At 70.7% G+C, this 26,167-nt stretch carries 25 protein-coding genes and 4 pseudogenes; 5 read left to right on the forward strand and 24 right to left on the reverse strand.

Annotated elements, in window-relative coordinates:
- A pseudogene (locus tag ABZ260_RS17000) lies at positions 1-223 on the reverse strand (membrane dipeptidase); the annotation flags it as partial.
- Positions 224-474: 251 nt separating this feature from the next.
- Here ABZ260_RS17000 and ABZ260_RS17005 point away from each other — a divergent pair.
- From ABZ260_RS17005 to ABZ260_RS17015, 3 genes and pseudogenes are all read left to right on the forward strand, one after another.
- Positions 475-654, forward strand: a pseudogene (locus tag ABZ260_RS17005) (AraC family transcriptional regulator); the annotation flags it as partial.
- 5 nt (positions 655-659) lie between these two features.
- Positions 660-1,286 carry a glyoxalase gene (locus ABZ260_RS17010; RefSeq protein WP_355617995.1) on the forward strand — a complete coding sequence of 209 codons (627 nt, stop codon included), beginning with the start codon at positions 660-662 and terminating at the stop codon, positions 1,284-1,286.
- 104 nt (positions 1,287-1,390) lie between these two features.
- Positions 1,391-1,846 (forward strand): pyridoxamine 5'-phosphate oxidase family protein, encoded by a 456-nt coding sequence (locus ABZ260_RS17015; protein WP_355617998.1) that lies wholly within the window; start codon positions 1,391-1,393, stop codon positions 1,844-1,846.
- 142 nt (positions 1,847-1,988) lie between these two features.
- On the opposite strand, the gene ABZ260_RS17020 is transcribed toward ABZ260_RS17015, so the two are convergent.
- Entirely contained in the window at positions 1,989-2,864 is an 876-nt protein-coding gene (locus tag ABZ260_RS17020) for an NAD(P)-binding domain-containing protein (RefSeq protein ID WP_355618001.1), read from the reverse strand.
- Positions 2,865-2,984: 120 nt separating this feature from the next.
- Between ABZ260_RS17020 and ABZ260_RS17025 the strand changes: the two genes are divergently transcribed.
- Positions 2,985-3,362: a helix-turn-helix domain-containing protein gene (locus tag ABZ260_RS17025; RefSeq protein WP_355618004.1), complete on the forward strand. Its 378-nt coding sequence runs from the start codon at positions 2,985-2,987 to the stop codon at positions 3,360-3,362.
- 3 nt (positions 3,363-3,365) lie between these two features.
- Here ABZ260_RS17025 and ABZ260_RS17030 read toward each other — a convergent pair.
- From ABZ260_RS17030 to ABZ260_RS17045, 4 genes and pseudogenes are all read right to left on the reverse strand, one after another.
- Positions 3,366-3,455: pseudogene (locus ABZ260_RS17030) on the reverse strand (IS5/IS1182 family transposase); the annotation flags it as partial.
- A gap of 265 nt (positions 3,456-3,720) precedes the next feature.
- Positions 3,721-5,142: a hypothetical protein gene (locus ABZ260_RS17035; protein ID WP_355618006.1), complete on the reverse strand. Its 1,422-nt coding sequence runs from the start codon at positions 5,140-5,142 to the stop codon at positions 3,721-3,723.
- 13 nt (positions 5,143-5,155) lie between these two features.
- A complete protein-coding gene (locus ABZ260_RS17040; protein ID WP_355618008.1) occupies positions 5,156-7,411 on the reverse strand; it encodes a glycosyltransferase in 2,256 nt (751 codons plus the stop codon).
- Positions 7,408-8,244: a WecB/TagA/CpsF family glycosyltransferase gene (locus ABZ260_RS17045; RefSeq protein WP_355618011.1), complete on the reverse strand. Its 837-nt coding sequence runs from the start codon at positions 8,242-8,244 to the stop codon at positions 7,408-7,410. Before ABZ260_RS17045 ends, ABZ260_RS17040 begins: the two co-directional genes overlap by 4 nt.
- Positions 8,245-8,364: 120 nt before the next feature.
- On the opposite strand from ABZ260_RS17045, the gene rfbC reads away from it, so the two are divergent.
- Positions 8,365-8,913, forward strand: coding sequence for a dTDP-4-dehydrorhamnose 3,5-epimerase (gene rfbC, locus ABZ260_RS17050; protein ID WP_355618014.1), 549 nt, complete (start codon positions 8,365-8,367; stop codon positions 8,911-8,913).
- Here rfbC and ABZ260_RS17055 read toward each other — a convergent pair.
- From ABZ260_RS17055 to ABZ260_RS17140, 18 genes and pseudogenes are all read right to left on the reverse strand, one after another.
- Positions 8,852-10,258, reverse strand: a complete 1,407-nt coding sequence (locus ABZ260_RS17055) for an O-antigen ligase family protein (protein ID WP_355618017.1) — start codon at positions 10,256-10,258, stop codon at positions 8,852-8,854. The genes rfbC and ABZ260_RS17055 overlap by 62 nt on opposite strands.
- Positions 10,255-10,941, reverse strand: coding sequence for a hypothetical protein (locus tag ABZ260_RS17060; protein WP_355618020.1), 687 nt, complete (start codon positions 10,939-10,941; stop codon positions 10,255-10,257). Before ABZ260_RS17060 ends, ABZ260_RS17055 begins: the two co-directional genes overlap by 4 nt.
- Positions 10,942-11,066: 125 nt before the next feature.
- Positions 11,067-11,897, reverse strand: coding sequence for a hypothetical protein (locus ABZ260_RS17065; RefSeq protein ID WP_355618023.1), 831 nt, complete (start codon positions 11,895-11,897; stop codon positions 11,067-11,069).
- Between the two features lie 115 nt (positions 11,898-12,012).
- Complete coding sequence (locus tag ABZ260_RS17070; RefSeq protein ID WP_350955442.1) at positions 12,013-12,909, reverse strand: hypothetical protein; 897 nt, start codon at positions 12,907-12,909, stop codon at positions 12,013-12,015.
- A 34-nt stretch (positions 12,910-12,943) separates the two neighbouring features.
- Positions 12,944-13,855: a glycosyltransferase family 2 protein gene (locus ABZ260_RS17075; RefSeq protein ID WP_350955440.1), complete on the reverse strand. Its 912-nt coding sequence runs from the start codon at positions 13,853-13,855 to the stop codon at positions 12,944-12,946.
- A 48-nt stretch (positions 13,856-13,903) separates the two neighbouring features.
- Positions 13,904-15,499 carry a lipopolysaccharide biosynthesis protein gene (locus ABZ260_RS17080; RefSeq protein WP_355618028.1) on the reverse strand — a complete coding sequence of 532 codons (1,596 nt, stop codon included), beginning with the start codon at positions 15,497-15,499 and terminating at the stop codon, positions 13,904-13,906.
- A gap of 35 nt (positions 15,500-15,534) precedes the next feature.
- Positions 15,535-16,557 (reverse strand): hypothetical protein, encoded by a 1,023-nt coding sequence (locus ABZ260_RS17085; RefSeq protein ID WP_355618030.1) that lies wholly within the window; start codon positions 16,555-16,557, stop codon positions 15,535-15,537.
- Entirely contained in the window at positions 16,554-17,843 is a 1,290-nt protein-coding gene (locus ABZ260_RS17090) for a DUF4910 domain-containing protein (RefSeq protein WP_355618033.1), read from the reverse strand. Before ABZ260_RS17090 ends, ABZ260_RS17085 begins: the two co-directional genes overlap by 4 nt.
- Complete coding sequence (locus tag ABZ260_RS17095) at positions 17,833-18,894, reverse strand: SDR family oxidoreductase (RefSeq protein ID WP_355618036.1); 1,062 nt, start codon at positions 18,892-18,894, stop codon at positions 17,833-17,835. Before ABZ260_RS17095 ends, ABZ260_RS17090 begins: the two co-directional genes overlap by 11 nt.
- A gap of 5 nt (positions 18,895-18,899) precedes the next feature.
- Positions 18,900-19,550 carry a PIG-L deacetylase family protein gene (locus ABZ260_RS17100; protein WP_355550115.1) on the reverse strand — a complete coding sequence of 217 codons (651 nt, stop codon included), beginning with the start codon at positions 19,548-19,550 and terminating at the stop codon, positions 18,900-18,902.
- Complete coding sequence (locus ABZ260_RS17105) at positions 19,547-20,344, reverse strand: sugar phosphate nucleotidyltransferase (protein ID WP_326634945.1); 798 nt, start codon at positions 20,342-20,344, stop codon at positions 19,547-19,549. The genes ABZ260_RS17100 and ABZ260_RS17105 overlap by 4 nt, the downstream gene beginning before the upstream one ends.
- Positions 20,341-21,576 carry a class I SAM-dependent methyltransferase gene (locus ABZ260_RS17110; protein WP_355618039.1) on the reverse strand — a complete coding sequence of 412 codons (1,236 nt, stop codon included), beginning with the start codon at positions 21,574-21,576 and terminating at the stop codon, positions 20,341-20,343. The genes ABZ260_RS17105 and ABZ260_RS17110 overlap by 4 nt, the downstream gene beginning before the upstream one ends.
- Positions 21,573-22,640: a glucose-1-phosphate thymidylyltransferase gene (locus ABZ260_RS17115; RefSeq protein ID WP_350955429.1), complete on the reverse strand. Its 1,068-nt coding sequence runs from the start codon at positions 22,638-22,640 to the stop codon at positions 21,573-21,575. Before ABZ260_RS17115 ends, ABZ260_RS17110 begins: the two co-directional genes overlap by 4 nt.
- Entirely contained in the window at positions 22,640-24,094 is a 1,455-nt protein-coding gene (locus ABZ260_RS17120) for a sugar transferase (RefSeq protein ID WP_355618042.1), read from the reverse strand. The genes ABZ260_RS17115 and ABZ260_RS17120 overlap by 1 nt, the downstream gene beginning before the upstream one ends.
- A gap of 242 nt (positions 24,095-24,336) precedes the next feature.
- Positions 24,337-24,687, reverse strand: coding sequence for a hypothetical protein (locus ABZ260_RS17125; RefSeq protein WP_350955425.1), 351 nt, complete (start codon positions 24,685-24,687; stop codon positions 24,337-24,339).
- A gap of 58 nt (positions 24,688-24,745) precedes the next feature.
- Complete coding sequence (locus tag ABZ260_RS17130; protein ID WP_355618045.1) at positions 24,746-25,369, reverse strand: GntR family transcriptional regulator; 624 nt, start codon at positions 25,367-25,369, stop codon at positions 24,746-24,748.
- Positions 25,366-25,884, reverse strand: a complete 519-nt coding sequence (locus ABZ260_RS17135) for a DMT family transporter (RefSeq protein ID WP_355618048.1) — start codon at positions 25,882-25,884, stop codon at positions 25,366-25,368. Before ABZ260_RS17135 ends, ABZ260_RS17130 begins: the two co-directional genes overlap by 4 nt.
- Positions 25,867-26,058 (reverse strand): annotated as a pseudogene (locus ABZ260_RS17140) (EamA family transporter); the annotation flags it as partial. The pseudogene ABZ260_RS17140 and the gene ABZ260_RS17135, both read right to left, overlap by 18 nt.
- Positions 26,059-26,167 lie beyond the last annotated feature (109 nt).

Consider the following 26,167-nt stretch of genomic DNA (forward strand, 5'->3'; position numbering starts at 1 on the left):
ACTCGATCATGCGCAGTGTCTGCCGGAGCGCGCCCTCGGGGCGGTACTGATCGTCGATGAAGACCGGCAGCACCTGGAGGTTCACCCCGCCCTCGAGCAGCTGCGGCAGCCAGCGCTCGCGGAAGAACGACGCCCAGCGTTGCGGCGGACGCGCGGTGACCGCTATCAGCAGGTCGTTGTGGGTGTCCGCGACGACGGCGCGGTGGTGGAGCTCAACGGACACGTGCCAGCCCTCCGATGCGTGGTTACCGCGACGGTATGACAGGTTGGGGGTGGCGGAATTCGTCCGGTTTTCCTAATAGCGGTGAGTTGTTCGTCCATTCGGCCAAGATCACGTGTTTCGCCCCCGGCCGGAGACGATCGGGACGGTGTGCAGGTGACCAAGGCGTCACCGGCCGGCGGTCAGCGCCTCGGAGTGCCACAGGTCGCGGTAGTAGCCGGGGGAGTCGAGAGGACCGGCGAGTAGTACCACCGATGGGTGGTGCCGCCGGGTCCCCTGTGACCCGCTTCACCGAACTGGTCGGCATGCCGCCCAGCACCTACCGGCACCACGCGGCGCGCGCGACTGCGGGGATACCGCCGTGCGTGGCGAAACAGGTGACCAGACCGGTCAGGAATCAAGAAGCGCCGGTCGCCGAGCCGCAACTAGCGTGATGGCCATGGCATCCATCGAATCCGTCACCCTCGACGTGGCCGACCCCACAGCCGCCGACCGCTTCTACGCCGACGCCTTCGGCTTGGACACGCAGATACGCCTGCGGGCCTCGGAGGCACCCACAACCGGCTTCCGTGGGTTCACACTGGCGCTCACGGTGTCCCAGCCGGCCACCGTCAACAGCCTCATCGACACCGCCCTCGACGCCGGCGCCACGCCGCTGAAGCCTGCCGCGAAGTCGCTCTGGGGCTACGGCGGTGTCGTACAGGCCCCGGACGGGGCGATCTGGAAGATCGCGACCTCGGCGAAGAAGGACACCGGCCCGGCCACCCGGCAGATCGACGAGATCGTGCTGCTGCTGGGAGTCGCGGACGTGGCCGCGAGCAAGCGGTTCTACCTCGACCAGGGCCTTGCCGTGGCGAAGAGCTTCGGCCGCATGTACGTCGAGTTCGCCGCTGGGTCGAGTCCCGTCAAGCTGGCGCTGTACCGGCGCCGTGCCCTTGCCAAGGACGTCGGCGTCTCTCCCGACGGCACCGGATCGCACCGGCTCATGATCGGTGGCGATGCCGGGTCTTTCACCGACCCGGACGGGTTCGCCTGGGAGGCCGTATCGCCGGCCCCCACGCCCTGATGTGTCGCTGCTGCCTGGAAGCCCGCGGTCCCGGTGAACCGGCCGATGACCGACGGAGCCCGTCCCCTGAAGGAAGGGCTCTTCGCGAAGTGACTGGAGGAAGCATGACGGGCGCGCCGCCGCGTGGACTTGAGGAGAGGCTGCGGGACACTCGCGCGAAACTGGAGAGCGATGTCGATCTCTGGGTCGCGACGTCGGGTTCCCCGGACGGCGTCCACCTCATTCCGCTCTCGTACCTCTGGGATGGGACCGCGTTCCTCATCTCGACGCCGCGCGCCTCGGTCACCGGCCGCAACCTGCTGGCGGACGGCCGGGTGCGCCTCAGCCTCGGGCCGACCCGCGACGTCGTCGTCATCGAGGGCACCGCCGAGCCGGTGGACCTCACCGACCTCGCCCCCAAGACGGGTGACGCGTTCGCGGCCAGGACCGGTTTCGACCCGCGCGAGCTCGACGAGCCCTACCAGTACTTCCTGATCCGGCCGCGGCGCATCCAGGCCTGGCGTGAGGCGAACGAGCTGCGCGGACGCGACCTCATGCGCGACGGCCGCTGGCTCGGCTGACCGCTCACCTGGACGCGGGCTATGACTCCGACAAGACCCGCGACCTGCTGGAAGGCCGTGACCTCATTCGCCGCGCCTGGCCCCCCACCGCTGGGACGAGCGCCCCACCAGGCGACCGTGACCCCACGCCGTCGCGCGAGCTTCAGCCCGGCTGCTTGATGCTCTCGATGATGCGGGCGAAGCCTTCCGCTCCGTGGCCCGCGTCGATCTGGCGTTGGATGAGCCCCTGGACCATGGCGACCACCTCGGTGCTGATGCCCTGGTCGGAACTGGCGGCCAAGAGGTCGCCGAGGCTGGAGAACTCAAGGCTCTGCTGTCCTTCGACGGTGTAGTCCCCGCCGTCGATGACCGCGGCGAACTCTTGGAGGCCGCCGGTCATGGAACTCAGCCAAGGTGTGGACATGGCAGCGAACTCGCCCGCCGTCATGCCGGTTGGCGCGACCATGGCGGCGCCGTGCATGAACCCGGCGAACATGACGTACATGCCCGCGAGTAGGGCGAGGTCGTACAGAGACGCCAGTCCGGCATCCTCCCCGAAATAGGTACTGGTTCCCCACAGTTCGAGCAGCGGCTTGTACTGATTGAAGACCTCGGCCGATCCGCTGTACAGGATCGATGACCCAGGCTGGCCGATCATGTGTGGTACGGCCATGATGCCGCCGTCCAGATACGCGACCCCGGCATCGGCGGCCCAGGCGGCCAACTCCCGTGACTGAGCCGGCGTCGTCGTGGTTACGTTGATCAAGGTTCGGCCGGCCAGCTCATGGGAGAGCGGATCGAGCACCTCATGGACCGACGCGTGGTCCAGCAGGCATGCGATCACCAGTCGGCCGGCCAGGACCGCGTCACCGGCCGTGGCGGCGGCCTCCGCGCCCTGCGCGACAAGGTCGTCCGCCTTGCCTGGTGAGCGGTTCCAGACCGTTGTCGCGTATCCGGCCTTCACCAGGGCGCTCGCGAGAGCGCTACCCATCGCCCCCAACCCGAGAACGCTCACCTGGACGCTGTTGTTGCTTGTCATTGTGGGGCTCCCCCTTGAGTACGTCGTTCGGGCCAATCCTTTCCACCGCTGGCAGAGTTGACCAGTACGGACTATTTAGTGGGATACTTACCTTTTGGTAAGTACGTCTTGGAGGGACGGATGGCGGCATCAGCACGACGAGGTCCCTACTTCTGCGGCATCGACGCGGCGATGGACGTGGTCACCGGCAAGTGGAAGTCGCTGATTCTCTGGGAGCTGCACAACTACGGGACCCGCCGGTTCGCCGAGCTTCGACGCGGTCTGCCGGGCGTCAGTGAGAAGATGCTGATCCAGCATCTGCGGGAAATGGAAGAAGACGGGCTCGTGCATCGTGAGGTGTACCGCGAGGTGCCACCGAAGGTCGAGTACTCCCTGACGGAGCACGGCGTCTCGCTCAACGCGGCCCTGGCCCCCTTGGGAAAATGGGGCACCGAACGCACGCAGCGGATCGGGGCCGAAAAGGTCTCCGTCAACATTGCCGCGGCGGTTCGGCGATAGAAGCGGATGGGCCGGATCGTAGACCGGGCGCTGTGACAGCACCACGAATCGGTCCCACAGGGGGTCGGTCAGCCATGATGGCAGTGCAGGCACAGGTATCCCGGCGATCACAGAGCGTCGCAACTCCATGATCACCAGGCTCGGTGCCTGTTCTGCTCCTGAGGTTCTCCATCCTGCCTATCCGCGCGAGCTCTTATGCGTCGGCTTGTCGCGCCTGAGGCCGGCTTCCTCGGCGAGGGACTTGATGGTGAGCCGGCCGTCCGATCGCAGCGGAGTCCCGGCGAGCATCGGACGCTTCTTCCTTGTCCCCGGCCGACTGAGATACGCGTATCCGCGAACCCGGCGCCCGTGGCGGGGCTCAGGAGGTGATCCGGTAGATGTGGTGGGAGTACTCGGCGGCGAAGGAGTCGGTGAAGCGGCCCTTGCCGTCGACGCGGACCGTCCGGTTCTCGAAGAGGACCTCGGCGCGCGCGGCCCGCACCCCGCGCGGCAGCGTGAACGTGCGCCTGCCCGGCGCCGTCTTCCCACCGGGCATCGCGAAGACGTAGTACGAGCCCCGGTGGTATTTCAGCATGGTGTCGAGGCCGGGGCCGAAGCGGTGCGCGTACGACTGGGTGTTCAGCACGGGGGCCAGCTTCCTGATCCGCCGGTTGATCTCGGCCACCGCGGGCCTGACCTCCTTCCCGCACCCCTCGCGCAGCACGTGCTGGGAGCGGCAGGGGCCGCCGAAGTTGTGGTTGAAGTAGATGATGCCCCGGGCCTCGTGGATCAGCGAGTTCATCACCGCGCCCGTCACCTGGTCCGGCTGGATCGCCCGGGTGTCGTTCTCGGCCGGCCAGCCGACCTCGACGAAACCGTAGATCGGCTGGCGGCGGCCGTCCAGCGCGTCCAGCTCGCGCTGGCGGTCGATGACGGCGCCGTAGTTGGCGGCCCTGCGGCACCTGGCGACCGGCAGTGCCAGGAAGTTCTGCCCGTCCAGACAGACGCTCGCGCTGGTGTACCAGTAGACGTCGGTCGAGACGGCATCGGTGAAGCGGTTGACGAACGCGGCGGCATCCGCGTCCTTCTCCCACATCATCACGCCCTTGCCGTAGTTGGCGTAGTGCAGCCTTCCGTCGCCCTTCGGGAGCCGGTCCTGCTGGGCGCGTAGCACCGTGAAACCGCATCCCCGCTCCTCCGGGACGCACAGGGTGCCCTCGCCGGGGTGGTTGCCGGTCCACCCCGCGTCCCCTGCCTTCGCCCACATGTCCACCTCGTCGTCGAGCAGCCAGCCCACCGTCTCGCTGCCGTAGCCGGGCAGGGGGACGTTGGTCAGCGCCGACATCCCGTTCTTCCGCACCAGTGCCATGTCGCTGGTCTCGGTCAGCTCCACGTACGTGTTGATCCCCGCGGCCCTGTCCCTGTTCACATCGGCCTGGCTGATCACGGACTCGAACCAGACGCCGACCGGGAAGAACGACGGACTCGTCCAGCCCGCCGCGGCGGGCGCGGCGAACCGCCCGTAGTAGGCGGGACCGCCCTCCCACGGCACCCGCGCGGCCGTCGCGGGAGGGCCCTGGGCCGACCACGCGTGGCCGGCGGACTGGGCGGAGCCCTCCGGTGCCCTCCCCTGCGGCACGTCGCCCCGTGGCGGGGCGCCGGTCGACGTGTCCACGAGCGGGCGTCCGGCCTGGTCGGCGGGCGCGTCGACCGAGCAGAACCCGAGCATCGCCATCGTCACCGAGGCGGCCCCCACCCCGGCCAGCACCGGCAGCGACCATCCGCGCCTTCCAGCCCCCATGACCTCGTCCTCCTCAACGCGGATCCGATGACGGCTCGGCGAGCGCCATCAGTTGTGCCGCACGCGACGACCAGGACGCGCCGAGCACGGACTCCCGCAGGTCGTCGGCCGGCCGCGGGCCCCCCTCACGCAATGTCGCACGGACGGCATCCAGGAAAAGGTCACCGCTCGCGGCGATTCTCACTCGATCGGCATAGTTCACGAGTTCCTGGAAATCGGTGCTGACCACCGGCAGGCCCAGCGCGAGGTATTCCTTGAGTTTGATGGGGTTCGAATGCTTTATCCATGGATTGTCCAGCCACGGCATGATCGCGACATCGAACCCCGATCCGTAGCCGGGAATCGTTTCGTACGGCCTGAATCCGAGCCAGTGCACATTCGGATGGCGGGTGAGCCGTTCCATCGGGACCGTCGCGTCGCCGATCAGAACCAGTGACACGTCAGGCAGTTCCCTGGCTATCCGTTCGAGAAGGTCGAAATCCACCAGATAGTCGTCAAGCGCGCCGAAGAAACCCACCCTCGGCCCGGGAATCGCGCGAATGTCGGCGGGCTGCTCGCTCTCCGGGCGCCGCCGGAAGTGACCGGTGTCCACACCGTGGTCGAGGAAGTAGGCGCGGTCGCCGGTCATCCGACGCTCCTCGTCCATCAGCGCGGTGCTGACGTAGAGCACGTGGTCGGAACGCTCCAGCAGACCGCGTTCCAGCGCCTCGATGGTCGGCCGGTCGGACTCGGGGAACGACGAGTGCCGGTCGGAACGGTTGAACACCAGCGCCTGCCTGCGCATCGGGCGCACCACGTCCCACGCCGTGGGGATGGTCACCATGATCACGGGCCGGTGCAGCCCCAGTGCCCGCGAGACCGCCAGCACCTGCGCCCGGACCAGCAGCGCGTTCACCCGCCGGGCCAGCGGCGATCCGTAGAAGGGCAGCGGCAGCGGGGACATCACGTAGAAGCCGGGCAGCTCGCGCAGCGGCCTCCTGACCAGCATCGCGACGCTGCGCAGCTTGCGCCCGACGCGCCGCAGCACCTGCGTGGACCTGCCCGGTGTCGGCATCCGCATCCCGATGCTGTTGACCACGAGGACCTTCCGGTGGGCGGCGATCGAGCGCATGAGCTGGAAGTCCGAGTGCGCTCGGTTGTGGTACCACCAGTCCTGCGCGGAGAAGCACAGGTAGCCGGGGGAGCCCGCCTTCTGGACGGGTACCTCCTCGCGGGCCGGGGGTGCCGCCTCCCGGGCCGGAGGGATCGTCCCGCGGGCCGTGAAAACCGCCTCCTCGCGGGCCGGGGAGCCCGCCGCCTCGCCGGGCCTGGGTGGCCACTCGCGCATCGCGACCAGCTCGCGCAGCGCGGCCCGATGCCTTCTCCCGCCCGCGCCGCCCCTGGCCACCGCGCGGACCAGCTCGTTGAGCCCGACGGCCAGCCGCATCAGCTGCCCGCGCGGGCGACCGTACCGCTCGCGGTGCATCCGGACCCGGTTGGCCGCCGACAGCGCCCACAGCCGGCTTGAGGTGGACTGCTCGCCACCGAGATGCACGGCCACGGCCCGGGGCTCGTACCGGACCGCGAACCCCGCCTCCCCGGCCCTGAGCATGTACTCGGTCTCCTCCGAGTAGAGGAAGTAGCGCTCGTCGAGGGGGCCCAGGGCGTCCAGGCAGGCTCGGGAGACCATCCAGGCCGCACCGGTCACCCAGTCGACGGTGTGCGGCCTGTCGTAGGCGGCCGGCTCCACGACCAGCTCGCCGAGCGGGTGGAACCGCCCGGCCCGGTGGCCGCCGAGCAGCGCCTCGCCCAGCGCCCTCAGCACGGTGGGCCGCCTGCGCAGGGAGAGGTGGAGCTCTCCCGTCTCGGCGGTGAGGTGGGGGGCCGCCATCCCGGTCCCCGGTACGGCGAGCGCCTGCCTGAGCAGGAGCACCGAACCGGGCGCGAGCCGGATGTCCGGGTTCAGCACCAGCACGTCACAGCCGTCCGCGGCGGCGATGCCCGCGTTCACCCCGGCGGCGAAGCCGGCGTTGCGCCCGGTCTGGATCACCTCGGCCTCCGGCGCGGCCTCGCGTACCCGCTCGACGGTGTCGTCCGCCGAGGCGTTGTCCACCACCACGACCCGTGCCGGACCGGCGCCGGCCAGCGCCGCGTCGAGTGAGCGCAGGCACCCCTCGACGACCTGACCGCTCGAATACGTGACGATCACTACGGCGAGCCGGGGCCGGGCGGGGACAGCCAGGTCGGAGCCGTTTCCGGTGCGGGAGGGAGGGACGGTCGCGCCGGTCATGCGCGGTGTCTCGATGTCAGGCGGGTGCGCAGGGCACCGAGGAGGAGGGCGACCGCGAACGGCGCGTCGTCCCGCAGGTAGCGGCGGGCCAGCCGGCGCGGTTCCAGGGCGAGCCGGTACAGCCACTCGGCGCCCACCCGCTGGACCGGCCCCGGGGCGCGGCGAAACCGCCCGGCCGCCATCGGGATCCCGGCTCCGCAGCCGAGGTACCAGGCGTCGGGCAGCTCGGTGCGGAGGGCTGCGATGATCCTCTCCTGCTTGGGGAAGCCCAGTCCGGCGAGGACGAGGTCCGGTGCGGCGGCGACCACCTCGGCGACCACCTCACGCACCCCCTCCGGCGAGGAGTCGAACCCGAAGGGAGGCGAGCAGGTGCCCGCCACGCGCAGTCCGGGGCAGTGTCCGGCGAGGGCTCGGGCCGCGGCCTCCGGTACGCCGGGCTCTCCGCCGAGCAGGTAGACCGAGCGGTTCTCGCGCGCGGCGCGCCCGGCCAGGGAGTGCACGAGCGAGGCCCCGGTGATCCGGCAGGGCAGGGCCGGTCCGGCGAGCCCTGCGGCCCAGACCACCGGCATGCCGTCGGCGACCACGATCTCGGAGCGGGCGACCAGGTCGGCCAGGCCGGGGTCGCGCGTGGCGGCGCGGACGATGTCCACGTTCGCGGTGACGATCGCGCCGCCACGTCCCCGCCGCCATTCCGCCGCCACGTGGTCGAGCAGCTCGGCCTCGCTGACCGCCATGACGTCGACCGCGCCGACCCTGACACGCGTGAACCGGACCCTGCCACCGCCCGTGGGCTTGGCCGAACCGTTCTGGCCCCGGGTCTTTCCGGGTGTCACCGAGAGTGCCACGGAGCCTGACGGCCCGCCCACGGAGAGTACGCTCTCCGGCACATTACGATCGGCACTGTTTTCCTCTTCTGGATGGCCGGAAGATGGGGGAATCTGGAAGATGGGCACATGAGAGTCGAACAAGGCGAGATCGACGGTGTCCTGTTGTTCATCCCGGCCCAGCGCAGGGACGACCGCGGGCTGTTCACCCGTACCTTCGACGCCGCGCTCGCCGCCGCCCACGGGCTGCGGCCCGCCGCGTTCATCCAGGACAGCCAGTCGCGGTCCCGGCTGGGGACGATCAGGGCGCTGCACGGCCGGAGCGGACGAGGGGAGGCCAAGCTCGTCAGGTGCGCCCGGGGCGCCGTGCACGACGTGCTCGTCGACGCCCGGCCGGGCTCGGCGACCTTCGGCCGCCACATGTCGGTGGTGCTCGACGATGAGATGTTCGTCCACCTCTACGTTCCTCCTGGCTTGTTGCATGGCTATCAGGCACTGACCAAACAGGCGGACGTCTGCTACCGGATCGACCGGGAGCACGACCCCGCCGAGGACCTCACGGTCCGCTACGACGACCCCGACCTCGGCATCCAGTGGCCGATGCCGGTCACCGCGATCAGCGAACGCGATCTGGCCGCGGGTTCCTGGAAGGACCTGCTCGCGCGGCTGGCCGGCTGACCTCCTCACCGGGCTTCTCGGCGGAACGCTCCACGGCTCTCTCCGGCAGCCGGATGTCGCGCAGCAACGAACCCGCGGCTCCGATGATCAGAAACGACAGGCCGGTCACGGTCGCGAACGAGCGCAGGTCGAACGTGGCCGCCCCGACCAGGGGGACGACCAGGCAGGCGGCCAGGGAGAGCCCCAGGTCCCGTACCGCGGGGTCAGAGCTGATGCGGCGAACACGCAGCGCCGCCCAGAGGCCGGTCAGGAAGATCCCGGAGAAGGTGACCAGGCCGATGATCCCGGTCTCCACCAGCGACAGGATGTACTGGTTGTCGAAGATCAGGTGCTTCGGCGCGTACCAGGTGCCCAGCCCCCTGCCGACCCAGGGGTGGTTCCCGATCTCGGTGGCCGCCACCGCGTAGTCGTGGGTCCGGTACTGGATGCTCGAATCGCTGGACAGGCTGGTGAACAACCCGAGGAACACGCTGAGCAGGCCGGGCACGGCCACCTTCATCGCCACCAGGAATCCGGCGCCGCCCACAGCCGCCCACAGCCGCCTGCGCGCGGGCCAGCCCGCGAGGAGCACCGCGCCGACGACGGCTATCCCGAGGACCGCCGACCGTGACACGGAGAACATCAGCCCGGCGCCGATCAGCGCGGAACAGATCCACCAGCGCAGGGAGGGCTCGCCCCGATCGCGGGCGCCGAACGCGTAGTGCAGCGCGACGGGAGTGATCATCGCGCAGACGACCCCGAGCTCGATGGGGTGCCCCGTGGTACCCGCGACCCGGCGCAGGGTGTTCCGTTCGAGGATCGCGGGCAGCTCCGCGGTGAACCGGAAGCCGGGAAGGGCCAGATATTTGGTCAGGTCGAATTCGAGCACGAACTGGAGCGCCGCGATCACTCCGACGGCCGCGCCACAGACCACGAGACACTTCAGGACGAAGTCGAGCCGCTCCCGGCCCCGGATGCCGTCGCACGCCCCGAGCCCGATGCCCACCGTCGCCACCACGAGGACGATGCCGTGGTCGGCCATGTTGAGCTCGTCGGGCGGCAGGTACCCGGCACCGGCGTACCCGTAGGTGACCAGCATCGCGACCGCGTACCCGAACAGCGCGGTGCGCACGGGGTTGGGGCCCTTGGCCGCGCCGAGCGTGGTGGTGAGGTGCGCGCAGAACCACCAGAGCGCGGCGAACAGGCCGACCGCGTCGGCCGGTGTGAGCGAGAAGGGCACGCCGCGGAAGACCAGCCGCGCCGGAACCAGCATCAGGACCACGACGAACGCGGCGGCCAGGGTCGCCCCGTCGGCGCTGCGCAGACCGGGGCGGTCAAGGGAGGCGGGGACCACGGAGGCTCTCAACGTCGCAGCAGGGAGGGCTCGGCGGGCAGCCCGGACGCCGGCGCCGGGGGCACCCGGCCCCTCCGCCTCCGGGCGTCGAGGAAGCTCTCCAGGGAGAACACCGCGGCGAGGCCGGCGAGCACTCCGAGCAGCAGGGCCGCGGCGGCCCCCCGGGTCTTCCCGGTGCGCTGGGGCTGCGGCTCCGTCGGCGGCACCATCTCGTTCATCGTGATGTAGGTGGCCGGGGGCGCGTTCAACTGCCGCTGGCGAGCGGCCAGCTCGATCCTCGCCCGGTCCCTGACCCGCGTCACGATGTCCCGGGCCCCGGACGGCGACCTGCTCGTGCCCTCGATGTACACGAAGGGCCCGCCGTCCAGCGACTCCGGGTTGGTGCTGCCGTTGGTGACCGTGAAGGTGGTGTCGCCCTCGGGCCGCACGCCGAGCGACTCCACGGTCTCCGGCGCGCTGATCACCTGGACGAGGATCGAGGCGGACATGCTCAGGCCCCAGTCGAAGTTCAGCAGGGGGTTGGTCAGCCCGTTGGGGCGACCGGGATCGCTCGGCAGGCTTCCGCCGGTGGGCGGGATGGTCAGCACGAGCACCGCGTTCGAGACGTAGAGCGTCGGAATCGACGAGTAGACGCCCGCCGCGGCACCTATGGAGAGCAGGAACGCCGGCAGGGCGACGTACCAGCGCCTCAACACGATGAGCACTGTCCCCCAGAAGTCCACGCCTTTCCCTTCCTGGCCGGATGGAGGCCGCCTGGCCGGAGAACCGCACGGTTCCCCGGCCGGTGACCAGGTCCTCTACCGCTTGCCTCGCCCGCTTCTCACACCGTCTGTTCCTCCCGCCCCTCGCACCCCTCACCGCTACCGGGCTCTTCCCCGCGCTCGCCGTGGTCGCCGCGCTCGCCGTGGTCGCCGTGGTCATCGCGGTCCGCCCCGCCGTCCCGGTCGGCCGGGATCTCCACCGTGGCCGGGGGCGGCTCTTCCGACCGCCCGCCGCCGGAGGAGTGCCGGAACACCCTGCGGCGCTCCACCGCGTACGCGGCGCCGAGGCCGAGGACGACGACGAGGAACGCCGCCCCGCCCATGGCCTTCCAGGTGCCGCTCCGGTCCACCACGGGATAGGCGGGCGGCACCACCTCGACGAGCCCGATGAAGGTGGAGACAGGGGCGCCGAGCGTCTCCTGCCTGCGGATCAGCTCGGCCCGCAGGCGGGACTGGGTCCTGGCCATGACGGCACGGGAGAGGTCGGCGGAGTCGCTCCGCACCTCCACGTACACGAACGGGCCGTTCATGAGGATGCCCAGCATGCCGGGGTTGGTCCGCCCATCGTTGATCGTCAGCTCGATGGGGCCGTCCTTCACGACACCCAGCTCGGCCGCGACCGCCTCGGTGTTCATGGACAGGATGAGGATGCCCGCCGTGGTCCGGAGACCGTCGCTGAACTGCAGCAGCGGGTTGCTCCGCCCCAGCGGCTTGTCCGGTTCCGTCGTCCCTCCCGCGGGGGGCGTGGTCAGCACCATGGAGGTGCTCGCCAGGTAGCGCGGGGGCACCAGGAAGAAGACGGCCGCGGCGCCGAGCAGCGCCAGGCCGACCAGTGGAAGCCCGACCCGCTTCCTTCTGGCGAGGTCGAGAATGGTCCTCCAGAACTCCACTACGTCTTCCCCGCTCCCCCGAGCGCGCCGGACGCCCGGGACACGATGCGTATTGGTCGCGGCACACGAACTCCTTGTCACTACTGCGGTGTGTCGGTGGCCGGGAGTCCGCCGCTCACCCGACCCTGGCCAGCGCCTCCGCCTCGTACTCCAGCGCCAGTTCCTCCGGCATCGGGTCGAGGTCGGCGCAGCGCACGAAGTCGCGCAGGGTGGTGCCGGTGCACGCCGCGTCCACGTTGCGCGCGCCGCGGCGGGCGCGCACGTCGTCGATGTGCACGGTGCGGAAGTCGATGCTGAAGCGGGTCCTGCCCGAGGTGTTGGGCACCGTGGAGTGCAGCTGGGCGCCGGAGAACACCATGACGCCCCCCGGCTCGGGCACCACCCGCACCTGCGGGTCGAGCACGACGTTCTCCTCCGGCCTGGGCTGCTCCCTGGTGTCGCCGCGCACGTGCCGGGCCGCGGTGAGCCGGCTTGTCCTGTTCCACTCGGCGTAGTCGTAGCGCGCGCTGCCGTTGCGCACCGGGCTGCCGAAGTACTGGGGATGGAAGGCCATCACGTTCTCCGGGACCACCTCGTAGACCGGGATCCACCAGTTGAGCTGGTTGAAAGGGGCCGAGTACCAGCAGTCCCGATGGGGGTGGAAGGCGTAGGAGATCCCGGAGGTGAGGTAGTCGTGGGAGGTGGAGGTGCGCAGCCGGGGCACGTCGAAGTAGGTCCGGTCCAGGTCGCAGCCCAGCTCCCGCAGAACCGCGGGCAGCAGTTCCTTGCACCGGGGATGGTGGATGAACCGTGGCTTGAGCCGGGCCAGCAGGTCGGCGAACTCCTCGACCGGCATGTCGAACTGCGCGGTCTCCGGGTCGCGCCCGCCGAACGCCTCGGCGGTCATCTCCCGGGCGAAGGCCGCCAGCAGGGTGGAGGCGGGCGTCGCCGAGTAGACGAAGACCTGCCCCTGGTAGAGCAGTTCCCTGCGAGTGTCGTCGTCCACCACGCTGTTGGAGAAGACGGTGGTCACGGTGGTTCGCCTTTCTGTGAGTCACTGGAGCGGGTCACTGAAGCGGGTCACTGGAGCGGATGCCGGGGACCAGCCCCGAGGCGATCAGGGCGAGCCTGCGGCCCCGGCGGGCCGCGGTGAGCCGCTGGCGGCGCGCGTACATGCCGAGGACGGCCGCGCGGGCGCGACGGTGCTGCTCGCCGGTGAGGCCGGCCCCCCGCAGCCAGCCCAGCAGCTCCCGGCACTGCAGGAGGGTGGAGCAGCGGGCCCGCCAGGGCGGCACGTCGAGGCGGCGGGCGATCGCGGACAGGGTGTCGTGCTTCCAGTCGCGGTGGGCGAGGACCTCGGGAACGTGCCCCCACGGTCCGGCCAGCGCCAGCTTCGCCGCGAACACCTCGTCCTCGCGGAGCATGTTCCGCCGGGGGATTCGCGCCAGCGGCTCGCGCCGCAGCAGGCCGTACAGCGGGTCGATGAGCAGGTGGCTCTCATTGAGCAGCCGCAGCATCTCGGCGAACCGCTCGACCGGGTCGTCCGAGGCCAGCCCCGAGCCCTCCAGGGGTGCGGTCGCGGCCATCCCGTCGGGCCCGGTGTAGGCGACCTGCGTGGTGACCAGGACGAGCCGGTCGTCCTCGGCGAAGGCCCTCAGGGAGCGGGAGACGCACGCGGGCTCCAGCCGGTCGTCGTCGCCGACCCAGCGGAAGAACTCGCCCTCGACCAGCTCGACGGTACGGACGAAGTTGTCGAACAGGCCCACGTTCTCCGGATGCCTGCGGTAGACGATCCGGCTGTCGGCCGCGGCCAGGTCGCGGCAGATCTCCTCGGTGCCGTCCGTGGACGCGTTGTCGGAGATCACCAGCTGGAGGCGCTCGTGGTCCTGGCCGAGGACCGAGCGGACCGCGCCCTCGATCCGCCCGGCGCCGTCGCGCACGGGAAGCACGATGGACACCAGCGTGTCGGAGTTCGGCATCCGGTCTTCTCCCTCTCGGTGATGGTTCGGCGGGCTCTGGTCGGCGGTTCAGCGGGCACGGGCGGGAACGGCCCGCGCGCCGAGCTCTCTGAGCCGCGCCGCGGGTACGGCGAGCAGGACGTAGGCGAGCAGTCCCCCGGCGCCGGCCACGCAGAGCCGGACGAGCGGGGCGGCCGTCACCCCGCCGACCAGCACGGCGAGCGCCACGGTCACCGCCGCCGCGAGCACGGCGCCCAGCAGCGGGCGGACCAGGGCCGGAAGCACCGGCGCCAGACGCACCCCCGCGCGGCTCAGCATCAGCACCGCCATCGGCAGGGCGACCAGGAGGCCGGCCAGCGCGTGACCGATCGCCGCGCCGCGGATGCCGTACCAGTGCGTCCCCGCCCACAGCGCGGGCACCAGCGCCACGGCCCAGCCGAGGTTCATCCACACGGTGGCCCTGGTCGCACCCGCCGAGGTGAGGATGTCGAAGGCGAGGGAGGTGAGCATCCGCACGACCAGCAGGACCGCGAGCAGCGCCAGGACCCCGGCGGCCGGTGCCCATTTCTCGCCGTAGAGGAACGCCACGATCTCCGGCGCCAGCGTGGCCGTCACGACGGCGACCGGGAGCACGAACGCGACCAGCAGCGGCACCGAGCGCTGCACCCCCAGCGAGAGCGACTCGGGCCGCTGCTCGGCCAGCCTGGAGAAGCTGGGCACCGTGACGTAGCGCAGGGCGGTCCCGATCACGCTGGGCACCCAGCTGGAGACGTTGAAGGCCAGCAGGTAGAAGCCGAGCGCGGCGGGGCCGAGCACGGCGCCGACGATGACGTAGTCGGCGTTCATCAGCACCGCCTCGATGCCGAGGCCCAGGGCCAGCGGCGCGCCGAACCGCAGCAGCCTGGCCGCGACCTCCCGGTCGAAGCCGAGGCGGAACGGCAGCCCGGCCCAGGCGAGCACCAGCGCGCCGGTGACCGCGTTGGCCGCGACCTGCCCGCAGGCGAAGCTGTAGGCGCCGGCGCCGTTCGCGGCGAGTGTGACGGCCACCGCCGCGTTGACCAGCGAGCCCGCGATGTTGGCCTTGGTCAGCCTGTCGTGCCCGAACCCGCGCATCAGCGAGCCGGCCCGCACCGCGGTGGCACCGTCGATGAGGATGATCGCGGTGAGCAGCCGGACCACCGGGGTGGCCTCCGCGCTGCCCGCCAGCTCCGCGAAGTACGGAGCCACCACCCAGAAGATCCCGTATATCCCGGTGCTGAACGCCAGGGCCATGACCGTCGCCGTCGGCGCCATCTCCTCGACCCTGCCCCGCCACTGCACGGTGGCGGCGATGATGCCGACGTCGTTGACGTGCATGACGAAGGTGGTCGCGGCGAGCGCGATGGCGTAGAGGCCGAAGTCCTCCGGCACGAGCAGCCTGGCGAGCACCAGCCCCATGACGAAGGTCGTCACCTTGGTCCCCAGGTTGCCCAGCAGGCTCCAGCGCAACCCGCGGCCGGCCTTCCTGCCGATCGTCCCGACCTGCTCACCGGCCGTTCCGGTCGCGTCGGTCGCGTCGTCGGCGCGGGCCGCACCGGTCACGCCGTCGGCACCGGTCTCGCCGGCCGTGCCGACCGCGCCGGTCTCGCCGCGATCACCGGCGTCCCCGCCCTGTCGCTGGTTCATCCGTGCCTTCCGCCTGTCTCGTGGGGGTGATCGGCTCAGCTGGGCTCCTCGACGCGTTCGAGCCAGATCTCCCGCCAGAACGGCACGAACTCGCGCGGGCAGCTGACGTTGTACGCGCCCGCGCAGATGACGCCGTCCAGGACGATGCAGGGGTTCTTCATGTGCAGCATCCGGCCGGTCTTCTCGTCCAGGCACCGCTCGACGCGGGCGCTCACCCGCGCGACGTGCCCGCAGTACCGCGACATCTCCTCCTCGAACCCCATGCCGCGGTTGAGCAGGTCGTCGTTGAGCGTCTGGAGGATCTCCTCCTTGGACCTGACCCGGACCAGCTCCCCCGGACGCAGGTCCAGGGTCCGCGTCGGAGTGGTGGGTCCGGCCTTGCCCCTGACGAACCCCCAGCGCAGCCCGCCCCTGATCCACAGCCACCTGGGCAGGACCCGCCTGCTGGCCTGCTGGAAGCGGTTGAACAGCCCGACGAGGAACGAGCGCAGCATCCAGGGCACGCCCACGTTCCCCGTCCGCACGTCGGCGACGTACTGCCCGACGTCCTTGAACGGCAGGCAGGTGGGCGCGGCGCGGAGCAGTTCGGTCGCCTGGCAGGAGAAGCGCTCCTCCCCGCCCGGTCCCGGCTCCTTCCTGGTCGCGGCCTGCAGGATCGGCAGCAGGGGCCGGCCCGCGGCGAGATCGTGCTCGGTGACCGGGGTGCGGGGGGAGTCCGGATCCACCCGCTTGAGCCAGGGCTCCTTCCAGTAGAACTGGCAGGCCGTCTGGCAGCCGCCGTGCGCCTGCCCGTCGCAGCGGGCCCCGGTCAGGTGGACCGCCCGTTCCATCCGCCGCATGCCGCTGCCGCTGATCGTGTCGCAGAGCTTGTGCGCCACCTTGTGCACGGTGAGCCGCCGCCCGCAGAAGGCCAGCATCTCCGGCATGAAGGGCAGCGCGTCCAGCTCTCCCCGCTCGTCCAGGGTGGCCATGATCTCGGCCTCGCCGAGCACCTCCACCGTCTCGCCGACCCGGAGGTCGAGCGTTCCAGAACCCATCCCGGCCCGTTGCAGTGTCATTTCCCGCACTCCTTGAGCAGTCCCGCGCCGCACAGTGCCCGTGCCGCGTCGGCCACCGCGGCGAAGGGCAGATCGGATCGTTCCGCGATGTCCAGGAGGCTGTGCTCCCCGTCGGAGAGGTTCAGCACCCACAACATCGCCATCTGGGCCTCCTGCGTGTCGCTGCGCCCGCCCAGCGCCCTGTACAGGCCACGCCTGCCCAGCTGCGGCTCTCCGTGGGGGCTGAGGTTGAGATAGGCGCGGTTGCCCTCAAGCACCCGGGTGACCTCCCAGCAGGTCTGCAGGGTGTCGGCCATCGCCTCCGGGGAGACGAAGTCCGGATTGTCGGCGGAGGTGTGATATTCCGGGTAGCCCGCGTAGGGGGTCCTGGTGAGCGAGCCGACGGGCAGGTCGAAGCCCGGCGAGCAGAACTGCCGCTCGTCGTAGCCGTAGGGGGAGAAGTCCACGACCGTGTGGTCACGCCCCGAGGTCCGCAGGACGTGCCGCACGGCGCGGTCGATCTCGGCGTCGCCCCGTCTGCTGCGCTTGTAGGTCAGCGGGCCGCGATCCCCCGCGCAGGCCAGCACCAGGCCGTGCCTGATCCGCCCCGCGCGTTCCCGGTTGCGCGCCAGCCAGGTGATCGCGCCGATGGTGCCGGGAGCGAACAGGAAGCGGTAGGTGTACCACGGGTCGGCCGCGGCCAGCCGCCGCGCGAGCCCGACCGCCACGGCGACGCCCGCCAGGTTGTCGTTGGCCAGCGAGGGGTGGCACACGTGGCAGGAGACGAGCACCTCCTCATCGACCCTGCCCGGCACCACGTGCTCGCCGTAGGTCAGGTGGCCGTCGGCGAGCGTGGAGTCGATCATGACCTCGTACCGCCCGCCGGCCAGGCCCGCAAGGGTGTCGTGGGCCAGGCAGAAGCCCCAGGTCTGTGCGTAGTAGCCGGTCCGGTACGGGATCAGCCCCGGCTGCTCGGGCAGCGTGTGCAGGTGGGGCCGGAGCTCGTCCAGGGTCATGGTGGCCGACACCGGGACGCTGTAGCCGACCACGTGCAGGTTCGACGCGGCGAAGTCGACGACCCTGGCACCGGAGGCGTCCTTGACGTAGGCGTCGCGGATGTTCCACTCCCTGGGCACCGTCCAGTCCAGCACCTGGGTCCCCGTCGGCACCTCGTGGACCTGCAGGCTGACGGACTCCGCGACGATCTCCAGGGTGCGGCGCACGCCGTCGCCGGTGATGCTCCGGCAGAGCGGATAGAGCCGCTCCACCAGGGCGTGCATCCCGCGCCCCTCGCCGTCATCGGTCATCGTCCACCGCCCCCGCCCCCGCTCCCGCCACCTGGCGCGGGCGCAGCGCGCCGTCGACGGTGCCCGCCTCGCGCCGGGCGGACAGCCAGGCCAGCCGGGTGAAGCGGCGCTGGAAGTCGTCCGCCGTCAGGCCGAACCGCCGGTACGCCTCGACCAGCTGAAGCGCGCCCGCCTTGATCGTCCACAGCGCCTGGTAGCCGGGGAGCGCGTCGCGGATACGGGAGAAGTCGACCCGGTAGGAGCGCGGGTCGGCCCCGGTCTCCCCGGTGATCACGACCCGGGCCTCCGGCACCGCCTCGGCGACCTCGGCGGCGATCTCCGCCACCGTCAGGTTGTTCTCCGCTGAGCCGACGTTGAACGCCCTGGCGTGGACGGCGTCGCGCGGGGCGGCCAGCGCCATGGCGAAGGCGTTCGCGATGTCGGCGGCGTGCACCAGCGGGCGCCACGGGGTGCCGTCGGACAGCACCCTGACCTCCCCGGACAGCAGCGCGTGCCCGGCGAGGTTGTTCAGCACGATGTCCGCGCGCAACCTGGGCGAGAACCCGAAGGCGGTGGCGTTGCGCAGGAACACCGGGCTGAAGTCCCCGTCGGCCAGCTTGAACAGGTCGCTCTCGACCCTGACCTTGGAGTCGGCGTAGGGGGTCACCGGGCGCAGCGGCGCGTCCTCGTCGACCAGGTCATCGCCTGAGGCGCCGTAGACCGAGCAGGTGGAGGCGTACAGGAACCGGCGCACGCCCGCGTCCCGGGCCAGCCTCGCCAGGCGCACCGCGGCGCGGTGGTTGATGTCGTAGGTCAGCTCGGGCGCCAGCGCGCCCAGCGGGTCGTTGGAGAGCGCGGCGAGGTGCACCACCGCGTCCACCCCCGCCAGGAGCTCGGGGGTGACGTCCCGCAGGTCGACCGCGTGTCCTGGCGGGTCGCCGGGCGCGGGACCCAGCAGGCATCCGGCGAAGAGCCCGGAGTCGAGCCCGGTCACCTCGTGGCCCGCGGCGACGAGCACCGGGGCCATCACACTCCCCAGGTAGCCCTGGTGCCCGGTCAGCAGCACGCGCATCCGGTTCAACCTCCAGACAGGTCAAGGGTCAGCTTGTTGACGTGGAACGCCTCGGCGTAGCGGGCGTGGCATTCGATCCCGCGGATGCGGGCCAGCCCGAGGAACGCCTCGCGGTCGTACCAGGGGCGGTGGCGCTGCGAGGGGTAGTGGCGCTGGAGCAGGCTCACCTTCGCCTCGGCCACCTCGGGCGCGAGCGGCTGGTAGACCGAGGGGCGCCCGAGGTCGCCGTCCCATTTGGCGATCTCGTAGCCGAGCACCTGGTGGTCGCGGAAGGCCGTGGGCACCAGCTCGGCCAGCGTCCGGTGGTCCTGGTGGGCGTCGGCGGGGTGCGGCGCGAACAGCAGGCCGGGGTCGGTGCGCGCGCGCAGCTCCTCCACCGCCTCCTTGGCCTCCTCCCAGCGTGCGGGCAGCCGCCCATCGGGCAGCTTGAGCACGGTGAGCCGCAGGTCCGCGCCCGGGCAGAAGGCGGTCAGCGCCGCGTGCTCCTCGTCCTGGCGCTCGGTCCCGCCGCCGGAGAGCACCAGGGCGTCCACCCGGATGCCGGGGCGCGCGGCGCAGAGGGTCAGCAGGCTGCCGCCCGCCCCGATGGCGAGGTCGTCGCAGTGCGCGGCGAGCAGCGCGATCCGGCCCGCCTGGGCCGGTCTGAAGCGGATCACGTGGCCGGCACCGCCAGGTGCTCGCGCTCCCAGAGCGCCCAGGGGCGGTCGCCGCGCGAGTACGCCTCGTCGAGGGCGACCCGCTCCTTGACCGTGTCCGTCGGCCGCCAGTAGCCGCGGTGCGGGTAGGCCAGCAGCCTGCCGCGCTTGGCCAGCTCGGCGCAGCCGTCCGCGACCAGGTCACCGCCTGCCGGGATGTGGTCGAAGATCTCCTGGCGGAGCACGAAGTATCCGCCGTTGACCCAGAGCGGCATCTCGCTGACCGGGGTTATCCCGCCGACCGTGCCGCGCTCGCCCAGCTCGATGCAGTGGAAGGTGTCCGAGGGCGGCACCACCATCATCGACGCGCCCGCGCCCGAGAGGGTGAAGCGGTCGACGATCTCCGGCAGCGGCGCGTCGGTGAGCACGTCCGCGTAGTTGGCCAGGAACATCTCCTCGCCGTCCAGATGGTCGCGGACCCGGCGCAGCCGCTCGCCGATCGGGGAGGCGATCCCGGTCTGCACGAACGAGATCGACCAGTCGGAGATGTCGGTGGACAGCAGCTCGACCCTGCCGCCGCGCAGCACGAAGTCGTTGGAGGTCGTCTCCTGGTAGTTCAGGAAGAAGTCCTTGATGTGGTGCGCACCGTAGCCGAGGCAGAGGATGAACTCGGTGTGCCCGAAGTGCGCGTAGTAGCGCATCACATGCCAGATGAGCGGCCGAGGCCCCACGAGCTGCATGGGCTTGGGCGCGTCACCGGGGGTGCCGGTGCGCATCCTGGTGCCGTATCCGCCGCAGAAGAGGACGACCTTCACGGGTTCACCTCGACGATCTCCAGGTTGGGGATGGGGAAGACCAGCCGGCCTCCCCAGGCGTGTACGAAGGACAGCTGCTCGACGAGTTCCTCGCGGAGGTTCCACGGCAGGACCAGCACGTAGTCGGGCCGCTCCTCGGCGAGCCGCTCGGGCGGCAGGATCGGTACGCGGGTGCCGGGGGTGAACCTGCCGTGCTTGTACGGATTGCGGTCGACGGTGAAGGGGAGCAGGTCGGGCCGGATCCCGCAGTGGTTGAGCAGGGTGTTGCCCTTGCCGGGCGCCCCGTAGCCGGCGACGGTCCGGCCCTGGCGGGCGGCGTCGAGGAGGAAGGTCAGCAGGTCCCTTCGCACCCGCGCCACCCGCGCGCCGAACTCGGTGTACCCCGACAGCTCGTGCAGGCCCGCGGCCTTCTCCGTGGCGAGCAGCGCGGCCACCCGCTCACCCGGCTCGCCCGCGATCTCCGCCGGCCGGGCCCACAGGCGGATCGAGCCGCCGTGCGTGGGCAGCGACTCGACGTCCACGAGACGGAGGCCGCCGCTCGCCAGGGCGCTCCGCGCGGAGGCGACCGTGTAGTACTGGAAGTGCTCGTGATAGATCGTGTCGTACTGGTTGTGCTCCATCAGGGTGAGCAGGTGCTGGACCTCGATGGAGACCCAGCCGTCGTCGGCCACCAGGGCGCGCAGTCCCCGGGTGAACCCGATGACGTCCGGGATGTGGGCGTAGACGTTGTTGGCCACCACCAGGTCGGCCGGCCCGTGCTCCGCGCGCACCGAGGCGCCGGTCCGCTCGTCGAGGAAGGCGGTGTGAGTCGGCACCCCGGCGTCCCTGGCCGCCTGGCCGACGTTCTCGGAAGGCTCGACGCCCAGGCAGCGGATGCCCCGCTCGACGACGTGCCGCAGCAGGTACCCGTCGTTGCTGGCCACCTCGACCACGAACGAGTCACCGCCCAGCCCGAGCCGGTCGACCGCCCCGCTCACGAACTCCCGCGCGTGCTCCACCCACGACGTCGAGTACGAGGAGAAGTAGGCGTACTCGGTGAAGGTCTCCTCGGGCGTGATCATCGGCGGGATCTGCGCCAGCCAGCAGCCGGTGCAGACCCGCAGGTGCAGCGGGTAGGTGACCTCCGGCTCCGCCAGCTGCCGTTCGGTGAGGAATCGTTCGCAGGGCGGTGTCGCCCCGAGGTCGACGACGCTGGCGAGGCTCGTCGAGCCGCACAGCCTGCAGGTTGTCATGAGCTGATCTGCACCTTGCTGTGATCGCCCAGCACGAGGCGGTGGGCTCTGGGGGTGTTGGGGGCGGGGGTGACCTCGACGTCGTGGCCGATGAGGGACGCCTCGATCCGCGAGACTCCGGCGATCGAGGACCTGGGCAGGACGATCGAGTACTCGATCTCGCTGCCGCTGATCGCGCAGCCTGTCGCGATCGAGGTGAAGGGGCCGATGTAGCTGTCGCGGACCCGGGCTCCGGAGCCGATGATCGCCGGCCCGACGATGCGGGACCTCTCGATCTCGGCGCCGGCCTCGACGACCACCCGGCCGATCAGCTGGCTGGCGCCGTCGACCAGGCCGTCCACCCGGGGCTCCAGGGACTCCAGCACCAGCCGGTTGACCTCCAGCATGTCCGTGACGTTCCCGGTGTCCTTCCAGTAGCCGGAGATGACCGTGGAGGCGACCGGCCGCCCGTCGGCGATCAGCCAGTGGATGGCGTCGGTGATCTCCAGCTCGCCCCGCCAGGAGGGCTTGAGCTCGGCCACCGCCTCGTGGATCGCGGCGCTGAACAGGTAGACGCCGACCAGCGCGAGATCGCTCTTGGGGACCGGCGGCTTCTCCTCAAGCCCGATCACCCGGCCCGCCTCGTCGAGCTCGGCGACCCCGAACTGCCGGGGATCGCCGACCCTGGTGAGCATGATGTGGGCGGCGGGCCGCTCGCGGGCGAAACTCTCGACGACCCCGTTGATGCCGCCGACGATGAAGTTGTCGCCGAGGTACATGACGAAGTCGTCGGCACCGAGGTAGTCGCGGGCGACGAGCACCGCGTGGGCCAGGCCCAGCGGCGCCCGCTGGCGGATGTAGGTCACCTCCAGGCCGAGCGCGCGGCCGTCGCCGACGGCCGCCTCGATCTCGGCGTGCGTGTCGCCCACCACGATCCCGATCTCACGGATGCCCGCGGCGGCGATGGCCTCAAGACCGTAGAAGAGCACGGGCTTGTTGGCCACCGGTACGAGCTGCTTGGCCGAGGTGTGGGTGATCGGCCGCAACCGGGTGCCCGCCCCTCCGGCGAGCACGAGTGCTTTCACTAGTAGGCCCCTTCTCCGCCGATCACGGCGCTCCAGGTCTTCCAGAGGATCTGCAGGTCCAGGAAGAGCGACCAGTTCTCCACGTAGCGGAGGTCCAGCCGGACCGACTCCTCCCAGGTCAGGTCCGAGCGTCCGCTGACCTGCCACAAGCCGGTCATGCCGGGGTGGACGACCAGGCGGCGGCGCACGTCGGCGCCGTACTGCCTGACCTCGTCGGGCAGTGGCGGCCGAGGGCCGACGAGGGACATCTCACCGCGCAGCACGTTGAGCAGCTGTGGCAGCTCGTCGATGGAGTATCGGCGCAGGAAGGCGCCCACCCGGGTGATCCTTGGATCGTTCCTAATCTTGAACAGGACGCCGTCGAACTCGTTGGCACGTTCCAGGTCGATCTTGAGCCGTTCCGCGTCGACGACCATCGTGCGGAACTTCACCACCTGGAACTCCACCCCGCCCTTGCCCACCCTGACCTGGCGGAAGAGCGCGGGCCCCGGACTCGTCGCACGGATCAGCGCGGCGATCACCAGCATGGGCACGCCCAGCACCAGGAGGGCCAGGCCCGCCCCCATCCGGTCGAACAGGCTCTTCGCCAGCCTCCTGGCACCGCGGAAGTCGGGGTGTTCGACGTGCAGGAGCGGCATGCCCGCGACCGGGCTGATGCTGATGCGCGGGCCGGCCACGTCCATCAGCGCGGGTGCCACGAACAGGTCGGTACGGGCGTCCTCCAGGTCCCAGGCGAGCCTGCGCAGCGCAGCACCGTCCAGCTCCGGACAGGCCAGCACGGCGACGGCGTCGGCGTTGACCTTGGCCACCACCGCGGCGACGTCGGAGAAGCCCCCGAGGACCGGGATCCCGTCGACCTCGACCATGTCGGGGCCCGCGGGCAGGCACACGGCGACGACGAGCATGCCGTGGTGCGGCTGCCCGCGCAGCTGTATCACCAGGTCGAGCACCGACTCCCGGTGGCCGACGGCGACCACCTGGCGCATGTGGTCACCGCGGATGCGCCTGCGGTGGAGCCGCTTGCGCATCCGGTGGCGGAAGACGGCGTTGAGGATGAAGGCCAGCGGGAACATCGCCATGACGAAGCTGCGGGCAATGGGTGTCTGCGTGACATAGGCCCCGATCGCGACGGTGGCCGTCAGGCCCGCGGCGCCGTTGAAGACCGCCCGGAACTCATCCGTTCCCTCACCGTAGGTGCGCTTGCGATAGGCGCCCCCCGCGGCCAGGGCCAGTGGCCACACCAGGGCGAGCCCCAGTCCGAGCAGCGCCTCCGTCCCGGGAATGAAAGCACCGAACCAGATTCGAATTCCGAGAACGACCCCGCAGGAGATCACCGGACACGCGACATCTCCGACCAGGAGGATACGGACATAAGAGCGTGTCCAAATACTCGGAGAAGTGCGCACCGGACTCTTAAGGAGCCCGATGACGAGCTCCTCAGTTCCCACTCTCATACCACCCCACCCAAGATGCCCCGACTCGTCCGGATAAGGTGCCACGCATCTCATTTCAATAGTTGACAGTATTCCCTAATGCATCAGGAGCGTGGATACCCATGGAAATCCTAGTGATCACCATCGGGCAGGGGAATACCGGCAACTGTCCACTATTGGCCGAAGCGCAACGGAGACGACATCTTGACGGAGCGGTTCAAACGTGTAAGTTTGACCACTTATTATTTGTCAATAATGTGAAATTAGTCGTATTCAAAATCCGGAAGAGCGGAAGGTGGTTCTGGACTGCGCCATACGACGACGTAGTCGTCGCGCGCGGCCTCCACCGCCGCACCGAGCCGATCGAGATCGAAATCCGGGAGATACCGGAGACGGGCGAGGAAGGTCGCGTCGGTCGCCGAGCTGGGCACCACGCACCCCTGGCCCCCTCGATCAAGAAGGATGTACAGGATGTCCGAGTCCGTATCGCCCACTACCCGCACCTCGACGACGTCCTCCCACGCGAGGGCGTCAACGCTGCCGTCCTCGTAGTGACGGGTCACGCCTTCTTCGGTGACATACACGTAGGAGTCCGGCACTGAGTTGCCGTGCATGGGCGCGATTGTGACCACTCCAGGGCTCCGCGTGCAATAGAACCGTGCAAGTCGGTGCCTAATGATCGCCCCAGCCGTGATCGAGATGCGCGGCGACCGCCTCCCTGGCGGCCTCCGCGGTGCCGCTGCCGATCGCGTCGAGCAGGTTCCGGTGCTCGGCGACCAGCACGTGCCGGTCGGAGTAGACGGCGCGCAGCCTCACCAGGCCGAGCCTGGTCTCCACGGCCAGCATGCCGTAGAGCCGCTCCAGCCGGGGACTGCCCACCGCGACGACCAGCGCCTGGTGCAGCGCCATGTGCTCGGCCACCATGTCCGACCAGGGGGCGTCCGCGGGCAGCGCGGCCATCCGCGCCAGTGCCGCGTCCGCCTCCCCGACCCGCCGGCCGGCCAGCGCGGTGGCCGTCAGTTCCTCAAGCGGGCGCCGGACGAACATCAGGTCGTCCAGGTCGGCCACGGTCACCTCGGCCACCTGGGCACTGCGGTGCCGCTCGCGCCTGAGCAGCCCCTCGTGCACGAGCACGGCGAGCGCCTCACGGACCGTCGGGCGAGCCACCCCGTACAGGGCAGAGAGCTCCTGTTCCGGCAGCGTGGTGCCCGGGTCGATCTCGCCGGACAGTACCCGCCGGCGCAGGGCGTCGGCGAGCGCGCCGACGGCGGAGACGGGATGGAGCGGGAGGGTCACGCCGACGACCCTATTGCCCTTCTGTCCCGGCCAGAAGGAGAGACGCGCTCGGGCAGGGAGACCGCGACCAGACTGGCGCCGAGCAGCAGCAGGCCGGTGACCGAGACAGGCCCGAGCCGCTCGCCGAGCACGACGACACCGAGCAGCGTCGCCACCGCGGGCTCGGCCAGCGCGAGGGTGGCGGCGGTCGCGACCGGGGTGGTGCGCAGGCCCCTTCCGTACAGCAGGTAGGCCAGCGCGGTGGTGGCACAGCCCAGGTAGAGGGCGGTGAGCAGGCCGCGCGGCTCGGCGAGCCAGCCGGTGCCGGTCCACAGCAGGACGGGCACCATGACGACCGCCGCCCCGCCGAACATCAGCCCCATCACCGCGTCGGAGGGCGCCCCCGCGCTGATCGTCCGCGCGGCGGTGACCGCGTAGAAGGCGTACAGCAGGCCGCCGAACAGCGCGAACAGGATCCCGTCGGCCCGCACCTCACCTCCCCCTCCGGTGAGTACGGCACAGCCGGCGATCGCCACCGCGGTCGCCGTCGCCCAGCGGCGGCTGGGCCGCACGCGGTCGAGCAGCCAGGACAGCAACCCGGTGAAGACCGGACCGCTGCCGATGGCGACCACCGTACCGACGGCCACTCCGGTCCTGCTGACCGCGGCGAAGAAGCACAACTGGTACGCCGCCACGGCCACCGCAGCCGCCGCGAGCGGGCCGACAACACCAACGTGTTGACGAACATCCCCACCAGATCGTCCAACGCCTCATCCGTACGACCCGCCACCACCGAACCGATCGGAACATCCGAACCCG

Origin of the sequence: Streptosporangium sp. NPDC006013 (genome assembly GCF_040614275.1) — a bacterium.
Classification (GTDB): domain Bacteria; phylum Actinomycetota; class Actinomycetes; order Streptosporangiales; family Streptosporangiaceae; genus Streptosporangium.